Source organism: Chryseobacterium flavum, from assembly GCF_003385595.1.
Classification (GTDB): Bacteria; Bacteroidota; Bacteroidia; order Flavobacteriales; family Weeksellaceae; genus Chryseobacterium; species Chryseobacterium flavum.
This window is the reverse complement of record NZ_QNUE01000019.1, coordinates 41,727-58,460: the sequence shown is the minus strand read 5'-3', so window position 1 is coordinate 58,460 and position 16,734 is coordinate 41,727. Positions and strand designations below refer to the sequence as shown.

Here is a 16,734-nt window from a genome sequence, read left to right as displayed (position 1 = left end):
CCTTCCTTTGCTTTATTCTACCATAATAACTCAAAAATATAATCTAAAAAAAAAAAATTCATTGAAAAATATGAGTTACAAAAAAATACGCCCATAAAAAAGGCTGTCCTTTTGAGACAGCCTCTTAAAAGACTTGATTAACGCAAAAAGATGAAATGGTTATTGGGATACAATTGCTAATACCATAAGCTGCTTGTTAAAAATTGGATTGATATGAGTTATTTACTTGAGTTTTAGAGTGGCTTAGCTTTTGTAATTTCCTTGATTATTAAAATCTTTCCCAGAAGAAAGGTGGTTCAATTCCTAAAGCTCTCAGGTAAACATATCCTTGTCCACGATGATGGATTTCATTGTCTACAAAATACAGGATATTTTCATATACCGGGAATTCATATTGTCCGAATAAATTGAAAGTTTCCTGAAAACGATCCTCAGATATCTGTCCGAAATAGTGATTAATGACTTCAGTTTCTTCATCCCATTTCTTTAGGATTTCTGCTTTTGTTTTTGGAGCAAATCCTTCTTCATTATAAGCTTCCATGTTTTTTTCTACAATACCTTTTAAAGCAGGTCCGCCGATACTTATCAGCTCTATTGCAAGCTTTGCAAATGGTCTCATCCCCGCTACTGAAAATTCAAATAATTCTTTTTCAGGGAAAGCTTCAATTACTCTCCTTGTCAGGTTTCTGTGTCCTTGCCAGTGCTTTAATAATTGTTCAGTTGTCATGAATTGCTTTGTAGCTGTTGCTGTAGTTGTCATAATTGTATGATTTTTGTGTTATTGTTGATACAAAGATAAAGGCAGGGTATGACAACAGGTTGTCAGTAGATTTTTTTGGGTACAAAAAATATTTTATTTCTTTATCAAATATCCTGACCTAGTTTTCCGTTAGAGAAAAAGTATATTAATAAAAAAGACTATTATTTAGAATTATGAAGAAGCATATTTTGCCAGTTATTACTGCTCTTTTATTAGTATCATGTAATAAAATTGAAGAAAAGATTGATCAGACTGTTCAGAAAACGACAGAAACAGTACAGCAAAAAGCGCAGGAAGCTGTTGAAGAAACAGTCAGAAAAACAGTCAGTGAATCTATAAGTTCCCTGACAAATTCTGAGGATGTTAAATTCAGTGAGGTTTTTCCTTCTGCAGGTGCAACCATAGTTTCAGAAGAAAAAGGAAAGAAATTTAAATTTCCTAATGGTTCTGAGGGCTACCTGTTTAAGTATAAAGCCGATATTACACCATTGTTGGTTTTTTTGGAGAAACAGCCTTCTACCGATGAGAATAAGTCAGATAAAACAGCCCGTAAAATTGATGGGCAGAGTATTATTGATAAAATAAGTTTTATTTCAAAATTTCTTCCCGAAAACACTTTTGATACCGGTTTCCTGGAGGATATTAAAAATGATAAAAGTATTGAATACTATAAACTTAAAAGATTTCCAAACAGTAGTACAATTATCTACAACCCAAAAAATCAGACCGTAATACAATATGTAGAGGTAAATAAATAATTTGGATATGGCCGGGTTTCCGGCCATTTTATTTGGTATCAGTGATACTTTTACTTTTCACATTGTACAAAAAAAAGTATTTTAGTAGTATGAAAATTTATACCAAAACAGGAGATAAAGGTCAAACGGCACTTTATGGCGGAACAAGAGTTTCCAAAGCCAGCGCCAGGGTTGACAGCTATGGAAATATCGATGAGCTTAATTCTTTTATCGGAATAGCAAAAAGCCATATTGACGACAGCGAGGTTTTGAAACAATTGAAAAAAATTCAGTTTGATTTATTCACCGTAGGTTCCGAAGCTGCAACACCGGTGGATAAACTAATGCTGGCAAATGGAAAATCGCGTCTTCCATTAGTTATTTCAGAAGCTGAGATTGAAGAATTGGAAAAATGGATGGATGCTTTTGATGAAAAACTGGAGCCTCTTCAATACTTTATCCTTCCGGGAGGTGGAAAACCTGCTACTTTTTTACATGCTGCCAGAACGATCTGCAGAAGAGCCGAACGTTCACTGGTGTTTTTAAATGAATCTGAAGAAGTACGACCTGAACTCATTAAATATTTAAACAGACTTTCAGACTATCTTTTTGTCTTAGCAAGGTATACCTCAAAACTAAACAACGAACCGGAAGAGTACTGGAATCCGAATGAAAGATAAAGTATTGCTTTTCATCAATGGGGAAGCACCGAAATCTTTCCCGAAGCTTGAAAATTATGGTTTGATAGCCTGTACTGACGGCGCTTTTCATTATTTAAAAAGGATGGATTTTCCTTTGGATAAACTCGATTTTATTTCCGGCGATTTTGATTCGCATTCCGGTTCAGATGAGAGTATTTACCAGAAAAAATTTATTCATACACCAGACCAGAACCAAACAGATTTTTATAAAGCTTTGGATATAATTATTGAAAAGGGAGGAAGGAGTGTTGATGTTTTTGGAGGAAGCGGAGGTGAACAGGACCATTTTCTGGGGAACCTGACTGTTGCTTATGCCTTTAAACATAAAATGGACCTGAAATTTTATGATGAGTTTTCAGAATATTATTTTATACCCAAAAAAATTATAGTAAAGGGAATAAAAGACAAAATGGTTTCTTTATATCCTTTTCCCATAGCTGAAAATATTACAACAAAAGGATTGAACTGGCCATTGCAAAATGGAAACTTAAACATTACATCCAGAATCGGAACCCGTAATTTTGCGGTGGAAGATGAGGTATCCATTGAATATGAAAAAGGGGATCTGTTGATTTTTATCGGGAAGAATTATTTATAAATTGTATTTTCAGATACAAAAAGTACATCTCAACAGTGAGAAAGACTTCTTTTAGATGAATCTATCATGGTTAAATTAAAAATTATTGAATAAATTAATCAAAATATCAGTTATTACGGTTTTATTGTTCTGTATTTTCTCATGTAAGACCCAGCATTTTGAAACCCCAGAATATGGAAAAAATGAAACTGAGAAAGTGATCAGAATCAAGAAAGTAACCAATTTCCGTACTATAGGAAATATAGAAAATACAGAAGGAAGAGTTTTAAAAGCAGGGATTTTTTACAGAAGTGCCCATCTTCATAAATTGAAAAAAAAATCTTTTGACGAGATTGAAAAATTGGGAATACGGGAAATCATTGACCTTAGAAATCCGAAGGAAATAGTTCAAAAGCCGGATCAGATTCCTCACCATATAATATATAAGAAATATTCTGCTTTTGAGGATGAAGGAGATCAGCTGTCGCAAGCCAGGAAACTGGTACTCAAAGGTAAAGTGGATGCCTCTGATGCAGATAAAAGGATGACAGAATTCTACCGTGAATATGTAACAGAGGACCCGGAAACCCTAAAGACTATCATTACAGCGGTTTTGGAATCAAAAGATCCGGTTCTTTATCATTGTACTGCAGGTAAAGACAGAACCGGAATTATTACGGCATTGATTCTGACTATCCTGAAGTTTGACAGGGAAACAATTTATAATGAATATCTTCTATCCAATAATTACCGTGAAGAGCTGGTTCAGAAACGGCTCAGACTTGCAAATACTTTGCATTTTCTGTATCCGAAAATGGATTTGCAGGTATTGGAAAAGTTGAGCTGGGTAGAAAAAAAATACCTTGACGCAGCTTTTGAGGAGATTAATAAGAAATATGGTTCTGCGGATGTCTATATTGAAAGGGTTTTGGGAATTTCTGAACATAAAAGAAAAGAGTACATTCAAAAGTTTACCTACTGATTATCAGTTGGAAATTTTTACAGAATATAATATCCGGTCATTAATTAAAATTATAATAATTTTAACACCTAAAAATCAAACTTTTTTAGCAATTTTGCATTTCTTAATTCACTTGTTTAGAAATGAAAATAAAGTACTCGGAACTTATTGATCAGACATTATATTTTCCTACAGAGGAATTTAATGTTTCTGAGAACAATTTGTTGTTCCACGATATTCCATTGATGGATGTTGTAGAACAATTTGGCACTCCGCTAAAGATTAGCTATCTGCCGAGAATTTCTCAAAATATTCAGAAAGCCAAAAGCTGGTTTAAGGAAGCTTTTGAGAAAACCGAATATAAAAAGAATTATACCTACTGCTACTGTACAAAATCCAGCCATTTTAACTTCGTATTGGAAGAGGCCCTGAAGAATGATATTTCTATTGAAACATCTTCTGCATATGATATGGATATTGTGAAATCCCTTTATGAGAACGGTAAAGTAGATAAAAATATTGAAGTGATCTGTAATGGATTCAAAACGGATGATTATCTGACAAAAATTTCAGATATGATCAATAACGGTTTTGAGAATATTACTCCCATCCTTGATAATTACCGTGAGCTTGATAAGCTGACAGAAAGTATAGATTCCACATTTAATATAGGGATCAGAATTGCTTCAGAAGAAGAACCGAAGTTTGAATTTTATACCTCAAGACTGGGAATCGGGTATAAAGATATTATCCCATACTACAGTCAGAAAATTGCAGAGCATCCCAACGCAAGATTAAAGATGCTTCACTTTTTCATTAATACCGGGATCAAGGATACGGCCTACTACTGGAACGAATTATATAAATGTCTTCGTGTTTATGCTCGTTTGAAAAAAATTGCTCCTGAAGTGGATTCTCTTAATATCGGTGGTGGTTTCCCGATCAAAACTTCTTTAAACTTTGATTATGACTACCAGTATATGGTGGAGGAAATCGTTTCCCAGATCAAAAAATTCTGTGAAGAGGAAGGGGTGGAAGAACCCAATATCTATACTGAATTTGGTAGTTTCACCGTAGGAGAAAGTGGTGCTAATCTTTACAAGATTATTTCTCAGAAACGTCAGAATGACAGAGAAAAATGGAATATGATTGACTCTTCATTCATGACTACGCTTCCTGATACGTGGGCAATTTCAAGACACTTTATCATGCTTCCGCTTAACCGTTGGGAAGATACCTATGAGAGGGTTTTCCTGGGAGGGCTAACATGCGATTCAGATGATTATTATAACTCTGAGCAACATACCAATGCGATTTATCTGCCGGTATTCAGTGATACAAAACCTTTATATATCGGATTTTTCCATACCGGAGCTTATCAGGAAACCATTGGAGGATACGGAGGAGTACATCACTGTCTGATGCCTCAGCCAAGACATATCCTGATCCAGAAAGATGAAAACGGAGAATTCCAATATGAAATTTTCCGTGAAAAGCAAGAACCCGAAGATGTTCTGAAACTTCTTGGATATAAATAAATCTTAAAATAAAGCTCTCAAAATCTGAGAGCTTTGTTATTTAAAAATATTTTGAAATTTTATCCAGTTCAAGTTCTTCATAATCTGAAATTACAACATCTGCTAAGGTGTAATCCTGGCTTTTTGAATGAGGGCTTCTGTAGGCAGCACAGAAAATTTCAGCTCGGTGCGCAGCAAGAATTCCATTTGTAGAATCTTCAATCACCATACAGTTTTCTTTAGTTTCATCTGCCATTTCAGCAGCAAGCAGAAAGACCTCCGGATGTGGTTTTGATTCCTTTAAGTCTGCACCACTTATTTTTCCGCTGAAATATTTTTCCAACCCGAATTTTTCAAAGACCATATTGATGGTAGTCATTGTTGCTGAAGAGGCCAGAATAAGTTTTATTCCATTTTCATGATAATGCTCAATCAACTGTCTTACTCCCGGAATCAGGTCAAATTCCTCATCATTATAGAAATAATCCTTGAAATGAGATCTTTTAATACCGGCAATGGCTTCATGGGTATGGCTTAAATTGTACTTTTGGATCAGTGTTTCGCAAACCCGCTTGGTAGAGGCACCTGTAAAAGAAGTATACAGATCTTCGGAAACGGTAATTTCCAACTCGTCAAACGTTTTGAAATAAGCTTTTCTATGTAATGGCTCTGTATCTACAATCACTCCATCCATATCAAAAAGAACAGCTTTTAAAGACATATTGAAAGTTTTATACAAAAATAGGGATTTGAGGTGAAAGTTAAAAACCCATATCGAATACAGATATTGTAGTTTTAAGTGTGACTTTTCAGGGTTCAGTATCATCTTAGCTTAATCTCCAACGGCTGATGTGAACTTTAAAACTCTTACCGCAAACTCACAAAGTCTTCGTATCTTTGCTTTTGATATTTCAATCTTTAAACATTAAATTTTTAAATAAAGCATGAGAACATACGCAGGAATTCCCGAGGAAAACGCAACGCTAGAGAATTCGAAAGTAATGTTGGTAACTGTTCCTTATGATGGAACTTCAACATGGGGTAAGGGAGCTGATAAAGGTCCCGAACTATTCTTAGACGCTTCTGAAAATATGGAGCTTTACGATATTGAAACACAAACTGAACCTTACTTGCAGGGAGTATATCTTGCCGGGGAAGTTTCTGAAAATTCAACTCCGGAAGCGATGACAGAAGCAGTTTACCAGAAAACAAAAGAGCTTTTGGGCCATGAAGGGAAGTTATTTACTCTTTTTGGAGGGGAACATTCTGTATCAATAGGTTCTATCCGTGCTGTAGGTGAAAAATACGAAAACTTAACAGTTCTTCAGTTGGATGCTCATACAGATTTGCGTCCTGAGTTTCATGGATCCACTTCAAATCATGCCTGTGCTGTTTTTGAAGCGAACCAGAAACATAATCTTGTACAGGTGGGAATCCGTTCTATGGACGTGGAAGAAGCTCAGTATTTACCGGAAGGAAGGGTTTTCTTTGCTCATGAAATTGCAAATAATGAGAACTGGATTAATGATGTATTGGAAAAAGTTTCCGGAAATGTTTATATCACTATTGACTTAGATGCTTTTGATCCTGCTATTGCTCCATCTACAGGAACTCCTGAGCCAGGAGGATTACAGTGGTATCCGACATTGGAATTGTTAAGAAAAGTATTTGAAAAATGTAATGTAGTGGCATTTGATATTGTAGAATTAATGGATTCTCCAATGGCTAAGCCAACAGCTTTCCTGTCTGCTAAGCTATACTACAAAATGCTTGCTTACTACGATATTTATAATAACAACTAAATTTCGCAAGAATCGGATTTTTTCTGCCGTATATTCTTTGGAAATTTGTGAGGTAAAAAAGAATAAAATGTCCACACAAAATCAAATTGATTATAACAGAATTGCCAAAGCGATAGAATATATACAGAGCAATTTCAGGCTTCAGCCAAGTTTGGAGGAAGTGGCAGAAAATATTCACCTGAGTCCGGCTCATTTTCAAAAAATATTTACGGACTGGGCAGGAACAAGCCCGAAGAAATTTTTACAGTTCATTAGCCTTGAACATGCTAAAAATTTATTAAAAGAAGAAAAGGCAAGTTTATTTGATACCGCTTATGAAACGGGACTTTCCAGCACGAGCAGACTTCATGATCTGTTTGTGAAAATAGAGGGAATGACTCCTGCAGAATATAAAAACGGCGGAAAAAACCTTGTGATCAATTATAGCTTTTCAGAAAGTCCGTTTGGAAATATAGCAGTTGCTTCCACAGAAAAAGGGATCTGTTATATGGCTTTTGAAAGTAATAAAGAAACAGCATTGGGGGATCTGAAACATAAATTCCCCAATGCCTCTTTTTTTGAAAAACAGGACGCTCTTCAAAAGAATGCTTTGTCCATATTCGAAAAAGACTGGACCAGGTTAAATACAATCAAACTTCATCTGAAAGGAACTGATTTTCAGCTTAAAGTCTGGGAAAGCCTGCTGACAATTCCAATGGGAAAGCTGTCTACTTATGGCAGCCTTGCAGAAAAGATCGGAAGCCCGAAAGCGTCCAGAGCTGTAGGAACAGCTGTCGGAAGTAATCCTGTCGCTTTTCTTATCCCTTGCCACCGGGTTATTCAATCTACCGGCCATCTGGGAGGATACCGCTGGGGCAGTGAAAGGAAACAGCTGATAATGGGCTGGGAAAGTTCACAGATTTACTCCTGAAACAAATTTATTTACAGTCACACAGAGCCTAAGTCCGGAGAAGACTGGCTAAGGTTTGTATACAGGTTATGTTCCTTACCGTTTCATTTAGGACCCTGATCATATTTGTGTAATTTGCATTTGATGTTAAAATTATACACTTTTCATTGTACTTTTACAAAACAAAACATTATTAAACTATGATGAGTCTTTTCGAGGAAATATCAGAAAATCCATTGAACATACTTCCGCATGACGGGACTGTTCATTATTATGGAAAAGTTTTTTCTAAAGAAAAGTCCGAACAGTATTACCACTATCTTTTTAATCAGATTCCGTGGGAAAATGATGAAGCGGTGATCTTTGGAAAATTAATCCTAACCAAAAGAAAAGTAGCGTGGTTTGGTGAAAAAGCTTTTGAATATACTTATTCCAAACGAACAAAATATGCAAAGTTCTGGACACCGGAATTGTTGGAATTAAAGCAGAAATGTGAAGAGGTTACAGGCGAAACGTATAATTCATGCCTGCTTAATTTATACCATGACGGAAGTGAAGGAATGGCTTATCACAGTGATGGCGAAACCGATCTGAAAAAGCATGGAGCTATTGCTTCACTGACCTTCGGTGCAGAAAGGAAATTTTTATTTAAGCATAAAACAACAAAAGAAAAAATAGAAATATTATTGGAGAACGGAAGTTTACTGGTAATGAAGGGGACCACTCAGGATCACTGGCTCCACAGGCTGCCGCCAACTACAAAAATAAAAACTCCGAGAGTAAACCTGACATTCAGGACCATTGAGGAATAAAGAAAAAGGTGACTGAGTTCTCTCAGCCACCTTTTGTTGTTATTTTAAAACTTCAGCTTCAATAGAACTGTCATTGTATACTTTAATAAATGCTTTTGTATAATCTTCTTTGGCCGCAAAGTTAGGATTATCTAAAAACTTCTGAGGATTGATTGCAAAAAGCGGGAACCATGTACTGCTGATCTGAATCTGGATTTTATGTCCTTTTCTGAAAGTATGAACTACATCCTGAAGCCTGAAATTTACAGCGGTTTTCTGGTTGGGAACCAATGCTTCTCCTTTTTCTCTTGTATTTCTGAACCGGGCAGGCATTATTTCACTTCTCACCATTTGATGATAGTTTCCATAGATTACCCCCTCTTTCTTTTCAGCAGGTTTGAAATCTTCAGGATACACATCAATCAGCTTTACAGCAAAATCTGCATCAGTAGATGTAGAAGCAATATTAAGCTTAGCCATAATTTCTCCGGCAAAAGTAATATCTTCTGTCAGTACATCTGTGGTGAAAGTCAGCACATCCGGCCTTCCGACTGCAAATCTCTGGTCTTCGGACATATAATTTTTAGGAGTGAAACCATTGAAATCCTTCAGGTGATCAGAACTTAAAACGGGATTATCAGGGTCACTGTAATATTCTGAATAACCTTGCCCGGATATCTTTTTTAATGTTTTGTCTGCTAAGTAGAAATTAACTTTCTGCACATTTTCAGGAGGATAAGTAGCAAATTCTTTCCATTCTTTAGCCCCGGTATCATACATAAGTGCTTCAGGGAGCCCCGCATCCTCTTTTGCATTCCCTTTCAGATAATGATTAAAGAACTTTGTTTCAATGTTTTTCTGGTAATAGGTCGCAATACTATCTCCGAAATACGTTTCACTGTGGAAATGCTTACCTTGTTCCTGGGACCATCCTCCATGTGAAAAAGGTCCCATAACAATTGTATTTTTAGCTTTTGGGCTTGTTTTTTCAATTGTTTTATAAATATTCAAAGGCCCTGAAAGATCTTCCGCATCAAACCATCCTCCTACGGTCATTACCGCATGATTAATATTCTTCAGGTGAGGCAGAAGGTTTCTTTTTTGCCAGAACTCATCATAATTGGTATGATTCATAATTTCTGTCATGAAGAAATTATTTTTGTAATATTTTTCGTATGCATCTTTCAGGGTACCCAGTTCTCTGTAGAATTTCAGGCCATCCTCAGAGGTTTGTTTAATGAAAGAATCCATATACCAGGCTTGTTTTTCAGGTTTTGATTTCTGAACTCCAAAAACGGGAAATGTTCTGAAATAACCTAGCATAAATCTTCCGTTATGAAGAAAGTCATCATTCCAGAAATCAGAAATCGGAGCCTGGGGAGATGAGGCGATCAGTGCCGGATGTTGTGCCAATGTTCCGACAGCAGTGTAAAATCCTGGATATGAAGTTCCAAACTGACCCACTTTACCGTTATTATCTTTAATATTTTTTAAAAGCCATTCGATGGTGTCATAAGTATCTGTACTCTCATCAACATCTTTTTTTGTTTTACGTTCTACCTGAGGAGTCATATTGGTAAAATTACCTTCACTCATATATCTTCCGCGTACATCCTGATACACAAAAATATATTTGTCTTTCATCAGATAAGTGTTCGGTCCCAACTTGGTTTTATATTCATTTTCACCATAGGGAGCAATGCTATAGCAGGTTCTCTGCATCAGGAAGGGATATTTGTTTTTGCCGGAAATATCTTTCGGAATGTATACCGCAGTAAAAAGTTTTACCCCGTCACGCATTGGGATATAAAACTCTTTTTTAGTGAAGTTATCTTTGACAAAGTGGTCTTTTTGTTCCGTTTGTGCTTTGCTAAGAATGAAAAAAAGAATAAATAAAACTGAAATATGGACTTTCATAGAAAAAAATTTACAGCTAATTTAGAAATAAAAACGCAAATTATACCGTCAAACCTTTTGGTTATGGCATCATTTGATGATTTTTCAATTTTTTATTAGCCTGGAATTTCTAAATCATCAAGATTTTTAAAACTTCATGTCCTGTTTTTGCTTTTTCTTAGGTTTTTTACCGGAAAATTTATTTAGCTTCATACTTAATGAAAACATAATATACCGTTTCAAGATCAGATCTTCACGATCTTCAAAATAAGAATCTGCAATTGTTCTTCGTACACTCTGATTTTGGTTCAGTACATCATACACTTTGATCTTTGCCGTAAGCTGCTTTTTGAAGAATGAATATCCCAAACTGGTATTCCAGAAATAGAAATCCCTCTTAAATCCGGGAGCAATATTCGAATTGGTATTGTATTCAAAGTCATTTCCGAAGACTAATCTGCTTTGGAACAGATAATTGGTCAGCTCAAGTTTCAGGGACTGGTTGGTAGTATTGACCTGATCAACCGTATAGTTGGAATATTTAGAAAAATTATATCCTATTTTATAAGATGGTTTTATGGTAAGTTTATCTTTAATTTCAAAGCCAAAATTCAATGCGGGGCTGATATTGTATGAATTGCTCCTGAACAGCTGTCCATTGATAAAACCATTATTGTAAACATAATTCAGACTAAATCTCGGGCTGATGGTCATTTTTTTATCTCCCCATTTAAAGGATTTATTGAAATTAGTGCTGATGTTAAATGTTTTATTTCCACTTATATTACCATACGTAATAATCTGTCTTCCACTATTATCATATTTACTGTAATTAACCACATCATTGTTCCTGTAGGTGAACCCAAGGGTGATATAATAATGAAAATTTTTAACAAGATTATAGCTGTTAAATGAAAGGCTGCTGCTGTTCATCCATGAATTTTTCAGGTTGGGATTTCCAGTGTAGGAGATCAGGGGATTAGACTCATCATGATAAGGAATCAGCTGCTCTGCAGCCGGAATACTGAAGCTGGCAGAATTGGAGAATGTTATTCTTTTACGATCTGAAAACGCATACTGAAAATTCATCATGTATCTTGGGAGAATAAAGTTTTTCTGAAGATCATATTGTTGTCCTTTAAATACGGAAAGTACTTTCATATCTGAAATATCAAGATTGGCAATAGTCCAGATGTTGAACTTTTTTTTAAAGACGGAAAAAGAAAGCTCCGGCGAAAACTGGTTGATTCTCTGCTGCATACTGTTTGATAATTCTGTATTGTATTTAGAGTATTGTCCGGTAGCAGGATCAAAATCATTTACAGCTCTGGAATCTCTGGACAGTTTGGAACTGTATTTTATTTCCATACCTACTGTAGCCGAGTCTGAGAGAGGTTCAGTATAGCCTGCACTGAAATTGTATTGATCATTCTGATTTTGATTTTTTTGTATCTGATTCCGGTTATCTGTAGTAACAGCTCCGGTTTCCTGATAAAATGTATTCTGTGATTGGTTAAGCTGATCGCTTTTGGCTTCAGAAATTGTACTGTTGACTGTAGCAGATATTACACGCCCTTTTTTCTTTAAGTTTTTTGAAAAATAAATATTGGGACTGAAGGTATTGTTTGTACTATTGGTAGTACCTGAAGAACTGCTTTCATTAAGAAGTTTGTCATCTCTTAAAGTGGAAGACCGTGTCTGGCTGTAATTAAAGCTTTCTGATCCGGAAAATGATGGAGAAATATAAATATTCGTTAACGAATCAAGTTTAATTCTGACCGAGCTGTCAAAATTGTACTGCTTTGATTCATTGCTGCTGCTGTTTTCGGAAGTGGTTTTAAGGGTATAGTCAGGAAGAAGTGTGGTTTTGGAAATCTTGGAATGCGTTTCTCTATCAGAATCTGAATATTTTATACTAAGGTTATCAAGATCTGCATCTTTTGAAAGCTTGTCGTTGAAATTTACACCAATAGTGGTGGATTTTTGAATTCCGCCTCCCTGAGTGCCGGAGCCTTTACTGCTGCGCCCCATATTATCAAAAACCTCATCAGCAGAAATACTTTTTGAATTAATATTATTGGATGAAGCTAAAATACTGATTTTGGTATCTCCTTTAAAATAGCTTACAAGCCCGCTGCCTTCATACCGCTTATCAGAACCATACCCAACAGTAATTCTTGAAAGGAGTCCTTTGTTTTTCTTTTCATCAATATTAAAATTGATGGTTGTATTTTGAGATTTAGGAGGTTTTCCGCTAAGTTCCTCGTCCTTTGTTTTGGTAGTGGTAAACTGAATATTTTTAATAATATCTGCCGGAAGGTTCTGTAAAGCCATTTTCCCGTCTTTATCAAAAAAAGGCTTTCCATTTACCATGATTTGATCTACTTCTTTTCCGTTCACGGTAATTTTATCATCATTACTGATCTCTACACCGGGAATCTGTTTCAGAAGTTCTTCAATTTTACTGTCAGGACGTACCTTGATTGCTGAAGCATTGAATTCTACAGTATCTTTTTTTATTTTAACAGGAGATACTGTAATCTTCACTTCGTCAATATTAATTATTGCTTTTTTTTCAAGCACTATATCTCCTAAAGAAATTGATTGATCTATTTTTTCAAATCTTTTTGAGTAAAACAAATTTTCAGCATCAATTCTGAGAACAGAAGGTTCTTCCAGCGCATCAATCTTCAGGGAGAAATTACCTTCTTTATTGCTGGCAGTGTAGTTGACAATAGATGAATCTTTTGCCTTCAGCAGGTAAACGGTTACATTTTCAATTGGTTTTTTGCCTGAATCAGATACCTTTCCGTCAATATGCAGCTTTTGGGCATGTAAAATCAGGATATTGCATATGAAAACCAATAATAACAGCAGGGTCTTCTTCATTTAGTTTTAAAGTCGTAAAAATAAAAAAACATCCCAATATAGGGATGTTCCTCAATATATTTCTGAAATTAATTTTCTGTGAAATTATGCTCTCAGATATCTTGAATAAGCATATCCTTCCTGTCCGTCAGCAGTTTTTACTTTCCACCAGTCGTCAGAAGTCTGCTCTATCAATGTTACAGAAGATCCTTTGGCTGCCTTTCCTACTACAGCAGCTTCAGTTGAAGGCTCCTGTCTGATATTAAGGTTAGATTCTTCTGTAGCTACAGTTAAAGAAGCGCCTGAAGCAAGTCCGGCTACCTGTACATCAATATTGATATCTGAAGCAGAATAAGTAGAGTCAATAGCACCTAAAGCATTCCATACCGCATCTTTTGCAGCAGTGTTGGAAGCATTTCCGGAAACATATAAAATTCCATCCTGTTCCTGAACCTGAAGATTTGAAATTCCTGCAGACTGGGCTGCTGAAACAACACTTGAATATTTATCTTGTAATGTACTCATCTTAAATTATTTTACAATTAAGTTATTGTTATACTTTCCGATCTTCAAAGCATCTACAGATTCTTTGATCTTTCTTGCCTGTAGGCTTGAAACATTTCCTGTAAGTGTAAGTTCTCCGTTTACTACTTCTACTTTTACAGAAGGGAAATCTTTTACAGCATCCTGAACTTTTTTCTGAACTGCAGGATCCACAGCAGATGCTGTTTCAACCGGGGCAGGAGCAGGTGCTGCTATAGTTGACATATCCATTACATCTTTTACTCCGCTGATTGCTTTTAGTTTTGCAATCATGGCGTCCTTAGACTGCTGATCTGCAAAAGTTCCGCTTAAGTGTGCCACGCCTTCTTTTACTTCAACAGAAGCATTGGGATTAGAAGTTACTACAGTTGTAGCCTGAGTCTGAAGATCGGCATCAGAAACTTTCTTTTTACAAGAAACCGCTCCGAAAGATACAGCTACAGCTAATGCAGCCATTGCGATAGTTTTTTTCATATTGTATATTTATTAATGTTGTTACACAATCAAATGTAATAATAAAATTTGTACCAAAAGAATAAAAATTCAATAAATGTTTCTTAAATTTTTTGCAATATTTTCTTAGTCAGGAATTTAATTTTTTTGTTTCAGAAACGTAAAGTAATGTTAAACATGATTTGAAGAAAATCTTCTGCCAATTGAAAAACCATTATATTTGCGCAAATTGAACTATATATATGAAAGGACAAAATAAACTTTTTATAGCAATTATTATTGCACTTATTCTGGGAGTAGGTATTGGAGGTATAGTACACGTGAAGTATCCGGAAAGTGCGGAACCTTTTTCCAAAAATATAAAATTGCTGGGAACTGTTTTCATCAGGTTGGTACAGATGATCATCGCCCCGTTGGTATTTACTACCCTGGTAGTGGGAATTGCCAAAATGAGTGATATTAAAATGATCGGAAGAGTAGGAACAAAAGCCATGCTGTGGTTTATTTCCGCTTCTCTGATTTCCCTTTTTATCGGGTTAATCCTGGTTAACTGGCTGGAGCCCGGTCATGTAACAAAATTACCAATCCAGGATGCTGCTTCTGCTGATGAGCTTCTTAAAAGCAGTAAGAGTTTTTCTATGGAAGACTTTGTAAAACATATGATTCCTAAAAGTTTGTTTGAAGCCTTTGCAACCAATGAAGTCCTTCAGATAGTAGTGTTTGCCATTATGTTCGGAGTTGCTCTTGCAAATTTAGGAGAAGAATATTCCCAGCCCGTTGTTAAGCTTTTTGATATTATTGCTCATGCCATTCTGAAAATGGTGGGATATATCATGTGGTTTGCCCCACTTGGAGTATTAGGAGCTATTGCAGCGGTAGTGGCAACAAATGGTTTTGAAATATTTAAAGTGTATGCTATTTATCTTAGAGATTTTTTCTTTGCAATAGGGGTTCTCTGGCTGGTACTTTTATTGGTAGGGTATCTTATTCTTGGGAACCGTCTTTTTGACTTGTTGAAGAGAATTAAAGAACCGCTACTGATTGCTTTTTCCACAACAAGTTCGGAAGCTGTATTTCCGAAGCTGGTGGAAGAACTTGAAAAATTTGGTTGTAACAGCAGGGTAGTATCATTTATTCTGCCGCTGGGTTACTCTTTTAATCTGGATGGAAGTATGATGTATATGACCTTTGCTTCTATTTTTATTGCACAGATTTATGGGATTGAAATGACTCTTGGACAGCAAATTACCATGCTTTTGGTATTAATGCTTACCTCCAAAGGTATTGCAGGTGTACCGAGAGCTTCATTGGTAATTATTGTGGCAACCTGCTCAATGTTTGGAATCCCGCCGGAGGGTATTGCGCTGATCTTACCAATTGACCACTTCTGTGATATGGGAAGAAGCATGACAAATGTACTGGGAAATACATTGGCTACTTCTGCTGTTTCAAAGTGGGAAGGTCAGTTAACCGAACCTATAGATAAAATTTAAAATGAATTTAAGCAACTTAGAAAACTATAAAAGCCATATTCTTGAATATGGCTTTACTGTTATTAACGGGATTTTTTCAAAGGAAGAAATTGAACAGATAACCAGTATTCTTTTGCATACAGATACTTCAAAAGAAAACTTCAGAAAGTCTGAAGACCTCTTCGCGGTGAGGCAGTTTTTAAAAGAAGTTCCCGAAATCAAAAGTGTGGTTTTTAACGAAAACATTAAAAGAATAATCAAAGACATCTTTGGAGGGAAATATTTTGTTGTAAAAAGTATTTACTTTGATAAACCTGAAACTTCAAACTGGTATGTGGCTTATCATCAGGATCTGACCATTTCTGTTGATAACAAGACGGATTTACCAGGCTTCGGGCCGTGGACAACGAAACAGAATCAGTTTGCTGTGCAGCCTCCATTGAATATTCTGGAGAATATCTATACTATCAGAATTCATCTGGATGATACGGATGAAAATAACGGAGCATTGAAAGTCATACCCAAATCCCACAGAAAGGGTATTTACAGGCCGGAAACTATTGACTGGACGGTAGAAGCAGAGGAAATCTGTAACGTAGAGAAAGGAGGAATTATGATTATGAAACCGCTCACCCTTCATGGTTCAAACAGAACAACAAATGGGAAAAGAAGAAGGGTTATCCATATTGAATTTTCAGATATTGAGCTTCCCGAAACCTTACAATGGTCGGAAAAAATGAACCGGTAAAAAATAAAAAGCCCTGCAA

16 protein-coding genes are annotated in these 16,734 nt (G+C 35.8%); 10 read left to right on the top strand and 6 right to left on the bottom strand.

Going from position 1 to position 16,734, the window contains the following annotated elements; genetic code table 11:
• Window positions 1-268: 268 nt before the first annotated feature.
• A complete protein-coding gene (locus DRF59_RS17915) occupies window positions 269-760 on the bottom strand; it encodes a DinB family protein (RefSeq protein ID WP_115963460.1) in 492 nt (163 codons plus the stop codon).
• 173 nt (window positions 761-933) lie between these two features.
• Between DRF59_RS17915 and DRF59_RS17910 the strand changes: the two genes are divergently transcribed.
• From DRF59_RS17910 to DRF59_RS17890, 5 genes are all read left to right on the top strand, one after another.
• Complete coding sequence (locus DRF59_RS17910; protein ID WP_115963457.1) at window positions 934-1,518, top strand: hypothetical protein; 585 nt, start codon at window positions 934-936, stop codon at window positions 1,516-1,518.
• A gap of 89 nt (window positions 1,519-1,607) precedes the next feature.
• Window positions 1,608-2,177 carry a cob(I)yrinic acid a,c-diamide adenosyltransferase gene (locus DRF59_RS17905; protein WP_115963454.1) on the top strand — a complete coding sequence of 190 codons (570 nt, stop codon included), beginning with the start codon at window positions 1,608-1,610 and terminating at the stop codon, window positions 2,175-2,177.
• The gene (locus tag DRF59_RS17900) at window positions 2,167-2,796 is read left to right on the top strand and encodes a thiamine diphosphokinase (RefSeq protein WP_115963451.1); all 630 of its coding nucleotides are present in this window, start codon (window positions 2,167-2,169) and stop codon (window positions 2,794-2,796) included. The genes DRF59_RS17905 and DRF59_RS17900 overlap by 11 nt, the downstream gene beginning before the upstream one ends.
• A gap of 85 nt (window positions 2,797-2,881) precedes the next feature.
• Window positions 2,882-3,757, top strand: a complete 876-nt coding sequence (locus DRF59_RS17895; RefSeq protein ID WP_115963448.1) for a tyrosine-protein phosphatase — start codon at window positions 2,882-2,884, stop codon at window positions 3,755-3,757.
• Window positions 3,758-3,879: 122 nt separating this feature from the next.
• Window positions 3,880-5,274, top strand: coding sequence for a type III PLP-dependent enzyme domain-containing protein (locus DRF59_RS17890; protein ID WP_115963445.1), 1,395 nt, complete (start codon window positions 3,880-3,882; stop codon window positions 5,272-5,274).
• Between the two features lie 40 nt (window positions 5,275-5,314).
• Here DRF59_RS17890 and DRF59_RS17885 read toward each other — a convergent pair whose 3' ends face one another.
• On the bottom strand, window positions 5,315-5,974 hold the full coding sequence (locus DRF59_RS17885) for an HAD family hydrolase (protein WP_115963442.1): 660 nt from the start codon (window positions 5,972-5,974) through the stop codon (window positions 5,315-5,317).
• A 223-nt stretch (window positions 5,975-6,197) separates the two neighbouring features.
• Between DRF59_RS17885 and speB the strand changes: the two genes are divergently transcribed.
• From speB to DRF59_RS17870, 3 genes are all read left to right on the top strand, one after another.
• Window positions 6,198-7,055, top strand: a complete 858-nt coding sequence (gene speB, locus DRF59_RS17880; RefSeq protein WP_115963439.1) for an agmatinase — start codon at window positions 6,198-6,200, stop codon at window positions 7,053-7,055.
• A 67-nt stretch (window positions 7,056-7,122) separates the two neighbouring features.
• Window positions 7,123-7,965, top strand: a complete 843-nt coding sequence (locus DRF59_RS17875) for a bifunctional helix-turn-helix domain-containing protein/methylated-DNA--[protein]-cysteine S-methyltransferase (RefSeq protein WP_115963436.1) — start codon at window positions 7,123-7,125, stop codon at window positions 7,963-7,965.
• A gap of 182 nt (window positions 7,966-8,147) precedes the next feature.
• Window positions 8,148-8,756 carry an alpha-ketoglutarate-dependent dioxygenase AlkB family protein gene (locus DRF59_RS17870; protein WP_115963469.1) on the top strand — a complete coding sequence of 203 codons (609 nt, stop codon included), beginning with the start codon at window positions 8,148-8,150 and terminating at the stop codon, window positions 8,754-8,756.
• Window positions 8,757-8,795: 39 nt separating this feature from the next.
• Here the strand turns inward: DRF59_RS17870 and DRF59_RS17865 are convergent, their stop codons facing one another.
• From DRF59_RS17865 to DRF59_RS17850, 4 genes are all read right to left on the bottom strand, one after another.
• On the bottom strand, window positions 8,796-10,652 hold the full coding sequence (locus tag DRF59_RS17865; protein WP_115963433.1) for a CocE/NonD family hydrolase: 1,857 nt from the start codon (window positions 10,650-10,652) through the stop codon (window positions 8,796-8,798).
• 126 nt (window positions 10,653-10,778) lie between these two features.
• Window positions 10,779-13,520: a TonB-dependent receptor gene (locus DRF59_RS17860; RefSeq protein ID WP_115963430.1), complete on the bottom strand. Its 2,742-nt coding sequence runs from the start codon at window positions 13,518-13,520 to the stop codon at window positions 10,779-10,781.
• A gap of 84 nt (window positions 13,521-13,604) precedes the next feature.
• Window positions 13,605-14,024 (bottom strand): SH3 domain-containing protein, encoded by a 420-nt coding sequence (locus DRF59_RS17855; RefSeq protein ID WP_115963427.1) that lies wholly within the window; start codon window positions 14,022-14,024, stop codon window positions 13,605-13,607.
• Window positions 14,025-14,030: 6 nt separating this feature from the next.
• The gene (locus DRF59_RS17850; RefSeq protein ID WP_115963424.1) at window positions 14,031-14,516 is read right to left on the bottom strand and encodes a BON domain-containing protein; all 486 of its coding nucleotides are present in this window, start codon (window positions 14,514-14,516) and stop codon (window positions 14,031-14,033) included.
• Window positions 14,517-14,737: 221 nt separating this feature from the next.
• Between DRF59_RS17850 and DRF59_RS17845 the strand changes: the two genes are divergently transcribed.
• Together DRF59_RS17845 and DRF59_RS17840 are read left to right on the top strand one after the other, a co-directional pair.
• Window positions 14,738-15,988: a dicarboxylate/amino acid:cation symporter gene (locus DRF59_RS17845; protein ID WP_115963421.1), complete on the top strand. Its 1,251-nt coding sequence runs from the start codon at window positions 14,738-14,740 to the stop codon at window positions 15,986-15,988.
• 1 nt (window position 15,989) lies between these two features.
• Window positions 15,990-16,715, top strand: a complete 726-nt coding sequence (locus tag DRF59_RS17840) for a phytanoyl-CoA dioxygenase family protein (protein WP_115963418.1) — start codon at window positions 15,990-15,992, stop codon at window positions 16,713-16,715.
• Window positions 16,716-16,734 lie beyond the last annotated feature (19 nt).